We start from the raw sequence: 12,754 nt of genomic DNA on the forward strand, positions 1-12,754 counted from the left end.
AGTCCACCCGTATCTTCTCTCCAGGATGACCTAGGTCACCCTCATCTCCGGCATCCTTGCCAAGCCACCTCTTATGAGCTGGCCATTGTCTCCAGATACTACATTTAGTGTTTTTTGGTAGCTACACCACAATAAGTGGGGATTTTGATCCAGGTCGTGGATCTGCTCTATCCCAATAATTCGGGCGACAGGATAAGCCCTCCTCGTTAGGCAAGACAGTCTTGACAGAGGTAGGCGTCACCGCCCCTCAGCAACCGAACAGACACAATATATGGTGGCCTTTGGGGATAAGGTCACCAGATGTTGATTTTGCCGCCTACTTGCCCGCCTGTGGATAGGTGATTGATTAGGGGGGCTGGTTCGACGATTACTGCTCCCGCGGCCTGGTAAGGGCCGGATCTGCTCTGGCCGCATCGAGCCAGATCCTGCCGGTTCACCCCCGCTGAGGGCGCAAACTGCGCCTTATTCTCTACGCCGTAATGACAACCTAACTCCATCGCCACTGTGCATAGGAGCTTGGGCCGTGTCTCAAGAGAACGAAGTCCTCGAACGCATTACCGCGGCTTTCCGCTGCGCCTTCCCAGTCGTGGCCCTCAAGACATTCGAAGTCGCCCGCGCGCGCGCCGCGGTCAAGAGAGTCGCCGCCGACCTGGGCCGGCATTACCACGAGATGCCGTTCAAGCTGGTACCCGATCCAGGCCAGATCAAGCAGATCGCGGAAGGACCGGATGCCAAGCGGGGCGTGGTGATCTTCGATCCGTATTTTCAGGACCGGCAGCGCAGCTCCAGCGAAAATCTGCCTGCCCTAAAGGGTAGCCTCGGTGCCCTCGAGAAATACGGCGTCAGCTACGTCATCGCCGGGCGAGAAGGGCTATCGGAGGAGTTCGTCTACCACATCGACCTGCCGCCCATGACAAGGTCCGAAGTCATCGCCGTTATCGAGACCGCGGAGCAAGACGTGCAGCGGTCGCTCAATGGTGGCCGCGCCACGGGGAGCGGTGCGGAAGCGTCGATCTTCACGGAAGAGGAACGCGGCGTGGTCGCGAACCACGCGATGGGGCTGAGCCACACCCAGATGCGCAACGTCTTCATCCTGGCAGCCAACAGCCGCCGCAACGGGAAGGAGTACCTGTCGGAGATCCGCCGTGAGAAGCACCACATCCTGCGCGAGGTTGGCCTGGATGTGCTGGAGCCGGTAGAGATCGATACCGTCGGCGGCCTGGAGCCGCTCAAGCGCTTCCTGCGCGGCCGCAAGGTGGGCTGGGAGAAGAACCTACCGCTCAAAGGCGTGCTGCTGGCCGGCGTGCCGGGCGGTGGCAAGACCCTCATGGCCAAGGCCGCCGCCGGCGTCTTTGGTACCACGCTCGTGCGCCTCGACATGAATCGCTTCTACTCCAAGTACCAGGGTGAGACCGAGCAGCGGTTCCGTCAGGCCCTGCAGACGATCGAGCAGATTGCGCCCGTCACCGTGCTGATCGACGAGATCGACAAGGCCTTCGCCAGTGGCGAGGCCGATAACGAGATCTCGCGCCGGCTGCTTGGCAGCTTCCTGTACTGGCTGCAGGAGCGCCGTGAGCAGGTCTTCATCGTAGCTTCGGCTAACCGGGTCGCGGCGTTGCCGCCGGAACTGATGCGTGCCGGCCGATGGGATCGCTGCTTTTTCATCGACCTGCCGAGCGCGGATGAGCGTGAGGCCATCCTGAACATCCATCTACGGATCGCCCAGTGCGAGGCGGAGGATCTTGATCTTGCCGTGCTGGTGCGTACGAGCGACGGGTACACCGGCGCCGAGATCGAGCAAGCCGTTACCGATGCGCGTTATCTGGCGGCCGAGCACGACGCTCCGGTAGGCCAGACCCTGCTGCTGCAGGCGTTGGAGGACATCAGCCCTTCGAGCGAGACCCGCAAGGCCGACATCGATGCCATTCGCCGCCTGGGCGAGGACGGATTCACCCGCGCCAACACGCTCGACCCGATCGTCGAGCCGTACGGCGGACGGGCACTGGAACTGGGTTAAGAGGATTTATCAGACATGAGCCATATCGTGAAAGGGCAGGTTACGGTCGCCTACAGCGACGCGGTGGTCTTCAAAACAGCTCTGGCTGAGCTGGGCATCGTGCTGACCAACGAAAGGCTGTACCGGGTCATGGTCGGCTACACCACGGAGCGTTACGACCTGGTGCTTCAACACCCGGAAAGGCCTCAGTTCCGTCTGGGCTTCAACCTCGAGGACGGCCGCTACATGCCCTACCAGGAGCACTACGGTGACGTGGGAGAGTGGACGCGCCGGGTTAGCGCAGAGCTGGCCGATATGTACCTTGCGCAGCACTACGCCGCGGCCCTGCGTGCCGAGAATTACCAGGTGGAGATCCGGCGGGAGAACGGCCATTTGGAAGTGATTGCTGAGGAGGCAGTATGGTGAAGCGCGTAATGGTGACGATCAAAGCGGCAAAGGTGACCGCCGACCTCCAGGGCTTCGAGGGCAAGACGTGCGAGGACCTAGAGCATCGGCTGCGGCTGGAAGGGACTGAAGTCACCGAAGTCGAGCTGAAGCCGGAGCATGCATTCGAGCTGCAGGCCGTAATTACCCAGAAGGTCATCTACTGACCTCGCCGACTACCTACCGCATGGTCTACTCATGAAGAAAAGACACCACTGCACCCTCATTGGGATCGCTACCCTGCCGCCGGTTGCAGCATGTCTCGCGCTCTACTGGCTTGGCTGGCCATCTGCATCGGTCATCGATCAGCATGTACGACCGTGGGTCTTCGGATCGTTCGGCATCTTCTGCATGTCAGCCTGGGTGTGGTGCCTCGAACACTACTACGACTCTGGATGGATATATGTTCCAGTGACCGGTGCTTGTTTCGCCGTCGGACTGGCCTTAGCAACCGATCTCTCTCCAGCGCTGATGGTGTTCTTCGAGGTAGTCGCCGTAGTGGTGATGCTCGGATCCCTATTCTTGTCGCTTGTTGATCACTGGTGGACACCTGGGCCTGGTGGGGCCGCAACGCCTATCGCAGAAGAACCCCAGCCTGTTACTGCTGTGCCGGCCTCACCTCAGCCAGTTGCGCCACTGCTCCTCCGCCAGCCTACTGTCGTGCCGGAGAATCAGCGCGTCGGTAGCGAACAGCGCGCGGCCGCAGGGATAGGTATGGATACCGGCCACGCAGGGCGCCGCCTGTTCCTCGACGAAGGACCGCAAGCATGACCAGCTCCGTGCATCGGCAATCTGCCGGCGGCCGGGCCGCAGCGCCCAGCCGCATCGTGATTTCCGCAGGGACGGTGACCGGCTTCCAGGACGAAGTGAGCTTTGCTGGCCTGCAGCTCGAGTCATTTGAGCGCAAGCGGGTTTCTCACGTGGTACCGGCCGGCGCCCTGAAACGGCTGTTCTTCGGCGCCATTCGCAGCGTCGCAGGAGAGTCGACGAAGCTTGCCGCCTGGACCAGGACCTGGCGGTGCGCCTGGCTCGTTCTGGTCGACGAGAAGCGGTACGGCCCATTCATTGAGCGGCACGAGGCGATCGCCTTCGAGAAGCATCTGATCTGGGCCCAGGGCAAGCACCTGCCCCAAATTGATCACGGGGCTGGAGCATAGTGGTGACCCGACTGCACGTTTTCTGTTTCGCTCTGCTCGGCTTCACTACGTCGTCTGTGCTTGCCGCACTTCCAGATCTGGAACCACGTAGTCAGCCGAGCGTTGGGGCCAGTAGGGCGTATTTCATCGCCGACGATCAATACCGGGTAGTGACGAAGTCTGACGGATCAGATGAGGTTCAAATCTGCCCAGGGCGGTACATCGAGCGCGCCAGCGGGCTGGTGTGCCGCGTCCTGGATCCTGATGGTCTCAATCACTTCCTCGGCGGAACGGTCACCGGCAAGACCTTCACCTTGGATGAAACTGTGCAGCGGCTTTCCGGGGGCAATGGAACCCTCAATGAGATGACCCGCTCGCGCAGGGCTAACCCGGGTTTGCTCTTATCCGTCACCTATCCATCTTCCACAGATCTGCACATGCAGGATTCGCTGGAGGACATCGCCGTGGCGGTGCCTACCGAAGCCGATGTAGCCGGGCGATCACAGGCGATGCTTCTTCTTGCGGTAGCCTTATGTCTCGCCGTGCTGCTAGCAGCATTTTTTATAGGCCTTGCCTGGTGGGAGAGCCGGCGTACCGCCATACGACGTGGCTCGCAGAATGACCTGATTGAGGCCTACGCCGCGACTGCGCGCGCGCGGTCTGCAGCACCTCAGGTGGAGAGCGGACCGCCCTCGCTGACCAATCTGGCGGCGGTGCAGACTCGGTCAAGGCGCTCCGCCTTGACCGAGCCGCCCGAGCTACCTACCGCGGCGCAGCCGCCGTCCGCAGCGAAGGTGGTCAGCGAGCAATCCCAGTCAGGCCGCAAGCTCTTTCTGGACTGATCAGGCGTTTTGGCTGTGGCCCTGGAACGCCTCTGGACCGAGCGTTTGGCGCGTCGTAGAATCGAGGTTCTTGATCTGCAACATGCGTTGCGGTCCAGACGGCCATTCGGCCACCCTCAGCTGCTCTGCAGCACTCTCCCACCCATACGGGCCAATCCCCGTATGGGGAAAGGTCCGTCCATCGATGAGACCTTTCATGAAAAAATCTCGCTTTCTCCTGTTCCTCCTCACCTTCGTGTTGGCGTCCTGCACGCTGCTCGGCTGCACCAGCGCACCTGTAACGCCTGCCGGCCCCGGATCCCTGGTCCAGGCAAAGCGGATCGTGCCGGTCTGCCAGGCAATAGCCGGCACCTACCAGTGCAACTGGATCGAACTGAACGCACCTGCCGCCCGCCCGGTACCGGCAAGCGCGCGTCGCATCATCCTCTGACCATCACACGGACGTGACGGCTGCGCCCCGCTATGGGACGCAGCTGGAGATCCAGGAGAACACCCATGCACTACGCACGCTTCGCCAACGGCAACATCTGGCCTATCGAGGGCTCGACGCTGACCGCCTATGTCGGGATGGGCATCGCCGACGTTCATGACTTCGACGAGCACAACCTTCGCGACCAGGTACATCAGGCAGCCGTAGGTACCTTTGCCTTACGCCGGGTGCAATGCACGGTCGCCTGGGGCAACCCCAAGGAGATCGTGTTCCGGCTGCAAGGCTGGATCGACTGGAGCGCCTTCCCTGTTCGGCCGGACGAGGTCTGGCAGATCAGGGAGGTCGTTGAGCACTACGGTCAGCTGTTCGGCTGGTCGCTTGATGAGCAGATGCACGCGCTGAAGGCGCATGGCGCTCCGGCGCCGGCGGAGGACATCGTGATGCTCGGCTCCGGCCGGGAATTGCGAACCCCTGCCGTGCCCAGCGTTAGCAGCTACGCACGGGTCTGCCAGTTCGGGTTCGAGCTGGCCAGGCTCGATGTGCCTGCCGACGAGATCGGGCTGGGGCTTCATGGCCTTGTCCGAGCTTGCACGGCTAGTGGTTGATTAATAAAAAAGCCCGGCATTGCCGGGCTTTTTTATTTGATTTCGATACCCGTAGAGAAGGGTACGAAATATTTTACGATGTGTGGGTAGTGGATGATCAACATGAATACTGTGACCAGATTTAATTTTTTATAGGCCGTTCTTCAAATCTATAGCTGCTATCAAGCAGTGACAAAGATTGCACAAAAATCTCGGCATCCCCCTGAGGCCTGCGATGATGGTCTGCTCCGTCGAGCATAAGGTCCTCAACACATATCTGGCTCATCAGCTGATATATCTCTTGGCTCGACAGGATAAGACGACCAACGATCCGAAGCTTTAATACGAATAGCAACGCCAGTCGTTTTGGCTTATTTTGCACATGTTCTGCTCTGGAGTGAGCAATGTGAAGATCCGCGAAATAAAGCTTTTGGCGAAGTTGAATCAAACGGGGGCTGACCGTGATTGCTTTTCTCAAGAAAAGCCAACTCTCTAATACTGTCGTATTGTAGATATTGTGCCTTCTGAGTTGGGTGAGATGGCTGTGGAGCTCAAGTGCCGTTTTCAGAATATATTTCTTTGAAATCGCTCGGGGTACAGGCCCGCTCAAATGCAGTTGTAGCTGATTTTTCCGATCCCACGACATTCTCAGAGACTCGTTTAGGCGGAACGGCAATCCCTGACCACGAGCAAAAAAAAACCATAAGACGAGCGGAACGAAAAAGCAAGTAAAGAGACCCAGTACGTCCATTGGCTGCGTGGGATTTTGACAGACAATTAGAAAGCGAAAATTATCTACCAGGAGCACCCACCCTGCCATCAGTAACGTGACGCTTATAGGAATGCCCAGGTACTTACCGTGCAGAGACATGAGCAGCCTGAAAATGCGGCTACGGCATATCAGCGGTGGGTCGAAAGACTTCAAGTTTGATGCAATTACAAAACCCCAAAAGACTGATAGCGTGACACCAAGTATTATTACCAGAAATGATAGCCATTCTGAGAGCGTGGCTTTTTCAATGAGTTTAAAACAGATATCCAAGTAGGCGTCCTATCTATTTGATTAACCCGATCAGGCTTTGATAAGGTGTGGCACGAAGCGCGAGCTATCCTTGGTCACTAAGGTGCTGTCCTCTCGAATACCGATCCCAGCCGCGCAATCGCCGATCACCCAGCTGCCGATCAGGGTGTAGTCCTGGCCAAAGCGTGGCAGCGACGCACAGCGCTGCAGGATCTGAGGCGAATCGCCGTACGGGCCATCCACGACCTCGCGTTCGCCGTTGGCGGTGTGCAGCTCGATGTTCGAGCCCTCACGCGAGAAGAACGGCTTGCGCACCCAGCCCGGCGGTACCGGGGCGGAGCGCGTCGTGTCGACGTGGCATTCCAGCAGATTCGGGTGCCCGCGGTGCATCTCCCAAAGCAGCGGCAGCATGCCCTTGTTGGAGATGATGGCCTTCCACATGGGCTCGATGAACTGGGTGTCCGACTTGGCCACCGCCGCGCCGAAGTCTTCCTCGAAGATGAACTCCCAGGGGTGCAGTTTGAAGAGGTGGGGGATCCACCGGTCCTGCAGGTCGACGAAGCGACCTTCCTGCAGGCCAATCTCCTGCAGGTAGATGTGTTCGGTCTGCAGGCCGGCCTTCTCGGCAACAGCGCGCAGGTAATCGCAGGTGCCTTTGTCTTCTTCGGAGCCGTCGATGGAGGCGAAGTAAAAGGGGTGCTTCAGGCGCAGCGCCTGGAACGCCTGGCCCAGTCTTTCCTCGATGCTGTTGAACTGGTCGCTTCCTTGGGGGAGCAGGCCGCGCGCCATGCCATCCTCAAGCCAGTCCCATTGGAACGCTGCCGCTTCGTAGATCGACGTGGGGGTGTCGTAGTTGGCTTCGATCATCTTGGCCGGGCGCTTGCCGTCGTAGACCAGGTCGAAGCGGCCATAGAGGTGCGGATGCCCCTCTCGCCATGATTCTGCGATCGGGTCGAAGAACGCCTCTGGGATGCCCAGGCGCTTCAGCAACTGCTCATCGCGTACAACACGGCCTACCAGGTCAAGGCACATGTGGTGCAGCTCTTCGGTGGGCGCCTCGAGGTCCTTCTCGACCTGGTCGAGGGTGAAGGCGTAGTAGTGACGCTCGTCCCAGTAGCGCTCCCCCTCTATGGTGTGAAACTTGAAACCGTTGCGCTCGGCCCGGGCCTGCCAGTCTGGTCGTTCTTGATGAGCAATGCGTTGCATGGTGTTCTCCCTAGCCGCCGAAGCTGCCGCCGCTGAAGCCGCTTGCTCTCGCAACGGCGCTGCCGCCAAAGCCACCACGCGAGGTAGCGGCGGAGGTGTTTATGGAGGACCGACTACTGCCGATCGAGCTGGTAGAGCTGGTGCTGGGGGAGCTGGAATAGCGACTGGTAGACGGCGGACTCGTGTAGCCGCTGCTCACCCGGGGCGCTGGCGCGGTGTAGGCATTGCTCGTGCGAGCCTGGGTCGAATTGCTGAAATGCGATCCCGTCTCGATGCGTCGATTGAGGCTGGAGGAGGCGAAGCCACCGCGATCATCCCGGTAGCGGTAGACCGGCTCGCTGAAGCGGCTGGTCCCGCCGTTGTTGAGCATGCTGCCGATCAGCAGACCGGTGAGCAGGCCGTCGTTCGAGCCGCCCGCATGGCTGCTGTTTGCCGCCGCTTGCGCCGCGGCGATCTGCGATTCGGTAGCACGCCCGCTGGCGGCGATCTCGAAGCCGCCAAATTTCGGCGCGAACTTGCCGGCATCAGCCGTTTCGCAGTAGCCGGCGACGAAGTCTTCCTCGCACTGCGCCTGGGTGTCATAGGTGGGCGCGCGCCGTTTGTGCTCGGCCAGCGCGTCCATGTAGGACTCGGCGCAGATGTTATCCGGAATGCGTGCGTCGACGCACTGCTTCACGGAGTCGAAGGACGCCACCTTGTTGAGGACCTGGCCTTTCTCCGGGGCATCGCAGCCGCTGACCGATACGACGGCTACGGCGAGCAAGGACAGTTGGACACGTGAACTGCGTTTCATGGCGTTCTTCCTTAGGCGCTGGGCGTCATGCAGGCGGCGTTGATCAGGCCCACGGCAATGGCCACCGCCGCGACGTAGACGCCGGCCGCGATTTCGCCGCTCTCGATTCGGGTACGCAGCGGCCGCAGCACGAGTGAGGTCGCGAAGAACGCGCCCAACTGGATGAAGGCGCCCAGGACCGCCCAGACGACGAAGTCCAGGAGGTTCACGGAATAGGCGATGACGTTGCTGGCCGGCAAGGCGAATCCGATGATGGCGCCGCCCAGGGCGATGGCCGCTGCGGTGTTGTTTGCCCGGATCAGCGCCCATTCGTTGTGCGGGGTCACCTTGGTGTAGGCGAATTGGAACAGGGCCAGCAGGACACAGGCGGTGGCCACGTACAGGACGAACCCCAGCAGGGCGGTCGGATTCAGGGACAGGGTCAGGGTGAGTTGCAGAGCGTCGAGCATGGGTCAATCCTTGATTCAGATGAGGTCGTGAGCGAAGAGCGTCAGGCCGCGCGAGGTTGAAACGGAAACCTCGCCCAGGGCGTTTTCCTCGACTGAGAACAGCAGAAATTCTCGCCGGCCAGGAATGCCGAGGTCACGGCTGTAGAGCATGGCCCGGTGCTGCACCTGGTCCCGTTCGTGGTTTGCTGGAGGAAAGCGCTCGGTAAAGCTCTGGAGCTCTGCTTGATTGCCGGCGGTACCCCAGTCGCGACTGAAGGTGACGCCGTCGAGCAGGTAGGTGGGGCGGCCGATGGGGCTAGCCGGGCCGGCGGTCTGCAGGAGGTGGTCTTGCGATTCCATGGGCAACCAACTGAGGTAATTGAACAGGACGATCGACTCGACCTGCCCGTGCTCTGTGTGCACCTGGAGCCAGTAGTCCTCATCGGCAAGGTAGACCCGGTAGAGCTGCGCGCCAGCACCGAGGTCAATGACGCCGATGTTCTCAATGGGCTGCGCACCGGGGAAGGTGACCAGCGTCAGGCCAGTCATGGCGCTGGCTAGCTGGGGGTCGATGGTGAGGGGAAGACCCTCGCGCAAATCCAGGGGATAGCCTACGACGAGTTGGCCGGTAGGCATGGCACTGAAACCCAGTGCGCTGCGGATACGTTGCAAGAGTGACATTGAGGATCCTCGTGACGGTGGGAATGGCTGATGGCCGCCGGCAAGGTCCGTTACGCGTCGCCGGCAGGATCACGCTACCGGCAAAGGTAAATATGCAAGCTCCGAAGGGGTGGCGAGTTCGCCCCGGGACAGGGCGTGAACCGGGTGACGAGCGCCAGGGCATCACCCCACCAAGCGTGACCAGGCATGAGATAGCGCAGACTGGCGTGGTCGTCGCGGGGGTTGGTCTATCTGTCTAGCCAGGCGAGTGCACAGCGAGCAATACCGTAAAGCACTGCTGGAACCAGTATCGCTGCCAGCATGTATATGCTGAAAATCCGGACAAACTGCTCTGCAGATTGAATGTCGTGCAGCACTACGATAGTCGGGACCGCTATCGTGCAGATAAGAACGATGAGCACCCTTAGGATCATCTCGGCATCACTCCCTACCTGCGAGCTTGGATTTCTCCTCTTCTTCCTTCGCGTCATTGCGATTTTCGATCCATACAAAAAGATAGATGCCCACTATGGCGATGACCGCGACGATGCAGGCCGCACCCCAGACGTATGTAATAAGGATGTTGAAAAATTGCTCGATTGACTGGACATCGTGCAGTGGAATGATAGTGAACACCAAGACGACGTAGGCAAGTAGCATCAAGAGAGCAGCAGAAATATAGAGGAGTCCTAAGATAAAAAGTAATTTTAAAGCTTGACCATTTTCAGCTAAATGGCTTGCTAGACGGGTCCAGCGTTGGACCAACGAAGTCTGGCTTGGCACGCATGATCTTCGTCAAAGGTGTTTCAGGGCTTTTGCATATTAGCAAGAAGCAACCGAAAAAGCACAGCGAACATAGCGAAACCCGGTGCCGCCCAAGAACAAACTTCCACGTTAAGAGTCATTAATGAGAGCATAGTACCTTCTGTATTATTCATCTCATACAGAGCTGCGATCATTGTTCCTAGGGTAAAAGGAATAAACCAAAGGCTCGTCCGCGCAAGAGCTTTCAGCTTCTCACGACGAGCTTGTGCAAGTTCTTCAGTATGGTCAGCATTCATACGTCAAACCTATCGTTTTGAAGCGAAATAGTTGGAATCGAGCCATTCACATTCGCGTTTTAAAAAGTTTCGCCAGTGGTTCCACTCTTTAGAATGGGGCCATGCTGAACATGGAGGGATCTAGAGCGTCAGGTAGCCGAGGCAGAAACATCTGCCCGGATACCTGATCCCGTGTCGGGCCCGCTGGTGTCAGGCGGACGGCCGCTTCAGTCGTTCCAGCACGGCGGCTGCACTCTGCTTGCCGGGTGTGATGCCGGCATTCTTCAGGCGCTCGTCGAGATCAGCACCCGACGCCTCCTTGGCCAGCTGCTCAGCAGCGTCCTGAGTCGCCGTTTGCTGCTGCAGGCGCTGCTCCATGCGTGCGAGCGAGTCAACCGCGGTCTTCATCCGGCCATTCGCCTGTCCGCTGGCCAGAGAGGCGTTCGTCCGGGCGCTGTGGGTGACCTGGTGGGCCTTCGCAACCTGGATACGCTGCTCCAGCTGCTGGATGGTGCCGGCCGAGGTATCGAGGCTGCCTTTGATGGAGGCGATATTGCGCGCATAGTCCGCAGCCATGCTGCACTTCCCTTCGAGGGCGGTCTCGGTGCGTGCGATCCGGCCTGCTACCTCTTCTGCCAGGTCCTGCGCGCCTTTTTCCAGGGCGGCGCGGGCCGCTTTCTCGTCCTGCTGAATAGACGCTTCCAGCTGCTCGATTTCGCGCTCCACGAGGGTCTGCTGGCCCATGAGGATGGCCAGCTCGCGCTTGCCTTGATCGATCGCTGCCCGAGCATCGCGGATTTCCTGGTCGATGATGGTGGTCGCGTTGGCGTCGATCACCGCGGTACCGGCCTCGGTGACCTTACCGCGGAACAGGGTGACGAGTTTGGAGAGGATGGAGGGGCTGGTCATAGGGAATCCTGCTGCTTGAAGAACGATTGGAAGGTCGCGGCCGCGGTTTGCACGTTGGTTGCCAGCGTGAAGATCTCGGTCAGTACGGTGGCCAGGTCGGAGCCGGCATGCAGCGAGCCATACATGACGTAATGGCCAGTGCCGTCAGCGTCGGTCTCGAGGCCGATAGCGGAAAGCGGGAATAGGCTGCGGGATGAAAGGACCGCAGCATTGAAGGCCTGGGCGTCGCTGACCGCCTCAGCAGGCACGAGGGCTGAGTCGACCACGACTACGTCGTTGACGACAGCGATGTAGATCTTGAGGTCGCCCATCGCCGGCAGTACGACGCGAATCGCGTCTTGCTGGTCCAGGAGGGTGACGTCGAAGGCGAAGCTGCTGACAGAAACGCCAGACGCCAGTGCGTCGTAGAGCGTTGAGGGAGTCCAGTTCGGTGAGGGCATGCATCGCTCCTTGGCGGTGGCAATTTGCAGCATGGCGCTGCCAGAGCCTAGCTTGCCGCCTCCCGTGGAAATGCAAGGCCGAGTTCGCCCCGCCTGGGGGCGTGAACCCCACATTCCATCTGTACGCGGTACCTTCGATGCCTGCAGACCGGGTCCTGGCCCAACTGTCCGGTGATCCCCGCGACGCAGCGGACGGGTACAATCCAGGTCTCCAGTTCACCCACGCCTTGCCTTGCCGAATGCCCTGCGGCGACGCAGGTTTGGCAACGAGTGTCCGTATCTGAGTGGCCTCGCTGACGCTATCTGATAACGCTCAGAGCGATGCGCGTTGTCTTCGCGAACTACAACTCCCCCAACGAGAGTTATGGGATGCTTCCCGATTTCAAGAACGAACCAGCCGAACAGGACCTCGAGCGAGTGCTGCAACAGCTGCAGACTCTGGATCGGCGCGAAGCGCTGGGCGTCGGCGCTATCCACGCCTATCTATCGGCGCGGCCTTTCTTCGCCGGCCGCCAAGGCCTGCTGGCATGGGGGCTGGTCCTGATGTCTCTAAGCGTGGTGGTCAGCGTCGCCGGCGGCTGGCGCTGGTGGATGGCGATCCTGCCTTCGGTAGTTCTGGCATTCCAGATCGGCGCGTACGTCTGGCTGCACAGGGAGGCCACCGAAGGCTATCGCCTGGTGAGAGACAAGATCTCGCCCCGCTACCTGGCCGCGGCGGTGCGGAATCGCGCGCTGCTAGACCGTGTTTTCCGAGAGCAGCTTTACAAAGGTGGCCGCGGGGCCGTTGAAGATTAATGGTGGCCAGGCGCCTTGCTGATACCGGCG

At 60.0% G+C, this 12,754-nt stretch carries 18 protein-coding genes; 8 read left to right on the forward strand and 10 right to left on the reverse strand.

The window, feature by feature from the left end:
* Positions 1 to 523: 523 nt before the first annotated feature.
* Genes QMX82_RS07920 through QMX82_RS07930 form a run of 3 tightly spaced genes read left to right on the forward strand, consistent with a single transcriptional unit; the run spans position 524 to position 2,607 of the window.
* Positions 524 to 2,017: an ATP-binding protein gene (locus QMX82_RS07920; protein WP_064306914.1), complete on the forward strand. Its 1,494-nt coding sequence runs from the start codon at positions 524 to 526 to the stop codon at positions 2,015 to 2,017.
* Positions 2,018 to 2,032: 15 nt separating this feature from the next.
* The gene (locus QMX82_RS07925; RefSeq protein WP_064306915.1) at positions 2,033 to 2,422 is read left to right on the forward strand and encodes a hypothetical protein; all 390 of its coding nucleotides are present in this window, start codon (positions 2,033 to 2,035) and stop codon (positions 2,420 to 2,422) included.
* On the forward strand, positions 2,416 to 2,607 hold the full coding sequence (locus QMX82_RS07930) for a hypothetical protein (protein WP_064306916.1): 192 nt from the start codon (positions 2,416 to 2,418) through the stop codon (positions 2,605 to 2,607). Before QMX82_RS07925 ends, QMX82_RS07930 begins: the two co-directional genes overlap by 7 nt.
* Before the next feature lie 448 nt (positions 2,608 to 3,055).
* On the opposite strand, the gene QMX82_RS07935 is transcribed toward QMX82_RS07930, so the two are convergent.
* Positions 3,056 to 3,205 carry a hypothetical protein gene (locus QMX82_RS07935; RefSeq protein ID WP_156522262.1) on the reverse strand — a complete coding sequence of 50 codons (150 nt, stop codon included), beginning with the start codon at positions 3,203 to 3,205 and terminating at the stop codon, positions 3,056 to 3,058.
* Positions 3,206 to 3,207: 2 nt separating this feature from the next.
* Between QMX82_RS07935 and QMX82_RS07940 the strand changes: the two genes are divergently transcribed.
* The 4 genes from QMX82_RS07940 to QMX82_RS07955 all read left to right on the forward strand — a co-directional run bounded on the left by QMX82_RS07940 (position 3,208) and on the right by QMX82_RS07955 (position 5,453).
* Complete coding sequence (locus QMX82_RS07940) at positions 3,208 to 3,597, forward strand: hypothetical protein (RefSeq protein ID WP_064306917.1); 390 nt, start codon at positions 3,208 to 3,210, stop codon at positions 3,595 to 3,597.
* A 2-nt stretch (positions 3,598 to 3,599) separates the two neighbouring features.
* Positions 3,600 to 4,418 carry a hypothetical protein gene (locus tag QMX82_RS07945; RefSeq protein ID WP_064306918.1) on the forward strand — a complete coding sequence of 273 codons (819 nt, stop codon included), beginning with the start codon at positions 3,600 to 3,602 and terminating at the stop codon, positions 4,416 to 4,418.
* Between the two features lie 196 nt (positions 4,419 to 4,614).
* A complete protein-coding gene (locus QMX82_RS07950; protein ID WP_156522263.1) occupies positions 4,615 to 4,848 on the forward strand; it encodes a hypothetical protein in 234 nt (77 codons plus the stop codon).
* Between the two features lie 65 nt (positions 4,849 to 4,913).
* Positions 4,914 to 5,453, forward strand: coding sequence for a hypothetical protein (locus tag QMX82_RS07955; protein ID WP_064306920.1), 540 nt, complete (start codon positions 4,914 to 4,916; stop codon positions 5,451 to 5,453).
* 121 nt (positions 5,454 to 5,574) lie between these two features.
* On the opposite strand, the gene QMX82_RS07960 is transcribed toward QMX82_RS07955, so the two are convergent.
* The 9 genes from QMX82_RS07960 to QMX82_RS08000 form a co-directional block, all read right to left on the reverse strand.
* On the reverse strand, positions 5,575 to 6,474 hold the full coding sequence (locus QMX82_RS07960) for a hypothetical protein (RefSeq protein ID WP_156522264.1): 900 nt from the start codon (positions 6,472 to 6,474) through the stop codon (positions 5,575 to 5,577).
* 30 nt (positions 6,475 to 6,504) lie between these two features.
* Positions 6,505 to 7,659, reverse strand: a complete 1,155-nt coding sequence (locus QMX82_RS07965) for a glutathionylspermidine synthase family protein (protein WP_064306921.1) — start codon at positions 7,657 to 7,659, stop codon at positions 6,505 to 6,507.
* Between the two features lie 10 nt (positions 7,660 to 7,669).
* Positions 7,670 to 8,452 carry a DUF1190 domain-containing protein gene (locus QMX82_RS07970; protein ID WP_064306922.1) on the reverse strand — a complete coding sequence of 261 codons (783 nt, stop codon included), beginning with the start codon at positions 8,450 to 8,452 and terminating at the stop codon, positions 7,670 to 7,672.
* Positions 8,453 to 8,463: 11 nt separating this feature from the next.
* Positions 8,464 to 8,901, reverse strand: coding sequence for a DUF350 domain-containing protein (locus QMX82_RS07975; protein WP_064306923.1), 438 nt, complete (start codon positions 8,899 to 8,901; stop codon positions 8,464 to 8,466).
* A gap of 15 nt (positions 8,902 to 8,916) precedes the next feature.
* Entirely contained in the window at positions 8,917 to 9,561 is a 645-nt protein-coding gene (locus QMX82_RS07980; RefSeq protein ID WP_082900352.1) for a DUF2491 family protein, read from the reverse strand.
* Between the two features lie 420 nt (positions 9,562 to 9,981).
* Positions 9,982 to 10,323, reverse strand: a complete 342-nt coding sequence (locus tag QMX82_RS07985; protein ID WP_156522265.1) for a hypothetical protein — start codon at positions 10,321 to 10,323, stop codon at positions 9,982 to 9,984.
* A gap of 23 nt (positions 10,324 to 10,346) precedes the next feature.
* Positions 10,347 to 10,601 (reverse strand): hypothetical protein, encoded by a 255-nt coding sequence (locus QMX82_RS07990; RefSeq protein WP_156522266.1) that lies wholly within the window; start codon positions 10,599 to 10,601, stop codon positions 10,347 to 10,349.
* Between the two features lie 189 nt (positions 10,602 to 10,790).
* Positions 10,791 to 11,489 carry a PspA/IM30 family protein gene (locus QMX82_RS07995; RefSeq protein WP_064306926.1) on the reverse strand — a complete coding sequence of 233 codons (699 nt, stop codon included), beginning with the start codon at positions 11,487 to 11,489 and terminating at the stop codon, positions 10,791 to 10,793.
* The gene (locus tag QMX82_RS08000; RefSeq protein WP_282282133.1) at positions 11,486 to 11,962 is read right to left on the reverse strand and encodes a DUF2170 family protein; all 477 of its coding nucleotides are present in this window, start codon (positions 11,960 to 11,962) and stop codon (positions 11,486 to 11,488) included. Before QMX82_RS08000 ends, QMX82_RS07995 begins: the two co-directional genes overlap by 4 nt.
* A 288-nt stretch (positions 11,963 to 12,250) precedes the next feature.
* Here QMX82_RS08000 and QMX82_RS08005 point away from each other — a divergent pair, with 288 nt between their 5' ends.
* On the forward strand, positions 12,251 to 12,724 hold the full coding sequence (locus QMX82_RS08005; RefSeq protein ID WP_207105571.1) for a hypothetical protein: 474 nt from the start codon (positions 12,251 to 12,253) through the stop codon (positions 12,722 to 12,724).
* The last annotated feature ends 30 nt before the right edge of the window (positions 12,725 to 12,754 follow it).

Origin of the sequence: Pseudomonas sp. PS02302, assembly GCF_029959585.1 — a bacterium.
Lineage (GTDB): Bacteria > Pseudomonadota > Gammaproteobacteria > Pseudomonadales > Pseudomonadaceae > Chryseomonas > Chryseomonas aestiva.

Coding starts and splice junctions, on each gene's coding strand:
- QMX82_RS07940 (WP_064306917.1), top strand. CDS start 3,208: ATGACCAGCTCCGTGCATCGGCAATCTGCCGGCGGCCGGGCCGCAGCG.
- QMX82_RS07955 (WP_064306920.1), top strand. CDS start 4,914: ATGCACTACGCACGCTTCGCCAACGGCAACATCTGGCCTATCGAGGGC.
- QMX82_RS08000 (WP_282282133.1), bottom strand. CDS start 11,962: ATGCTGCAAATTGCCACCGCCAAGGAGCGATGCATGCCCTCACCGAAC.
- QMX82_RS07975 (WP_064306923.1), bottom strand. CDS start 8,901: ATGCTCGACGCTCTGCAACTCACCCTGACCCTGTCCCTGAATCCGACC.
- QMX82_RS07925 (WP_064306915.1), top strand. CDS start 2,033: ATGAGCCATATCGTGAAAGGGCAGGTTACGGTCGCCTACAGCGACGCG.
- QMX82_RS07930 (WP_064306916.1), top strand. CDS start 2,416: ATGGTGAAGCGCGTAATGGTGACGATCAAAGCGGCAAAGGTGACCGCC.
- QMX82_RS07965 (WP_064306921.1), bottom strand. CDS start 7,659: ATGCAACGCATTGCTCATCAAGAACGACCAGACTGGCAGGCCCGGGCC.
- QMX82_RS07990 (WP_156522266.1), bottom strand. CDS start 10,601: ATGAATGCTGACCATACTGAAGAACTTGCACAAGCTCGTCGTGAGAAG.
- QMX82_RS08005 (WP_207105571.1), top strand. CDS start 12,251: ATGCGCGTTGTCTTCGCGAACTACAACTCCCCCAACGAGAGTTATGGG.
- QMX82_RS07950 (WP_156522263.1), top strand. CDS start 4,615: ATGAAAAAATCTCGCTTTCTCCTGTTCCTCCTCACCTTCGTGTTGGCG.
- QMX82_RS07995 (WP_064306926.1), bottom strand. CDS start 11,489: ATGACCAGCCCCTCCATCCTCTCCAAACTCGTCACCCTGTTCCGCGGT.
- QMX82_RS07970 (WP_064306922.1), bottom strand. CDS start 8,452: ATGAAACGCAGTTCACGTGTCCAACTGTCCTTGCTCGCCGTAGCCGTC.
- QMX82_RS07980 (WP_082900352.1), bottom strand. CDS start 9,561: ATGTCACTCTTGCAACGTATCCGCAGCGCACTGGGTTTCAGTGCCATG.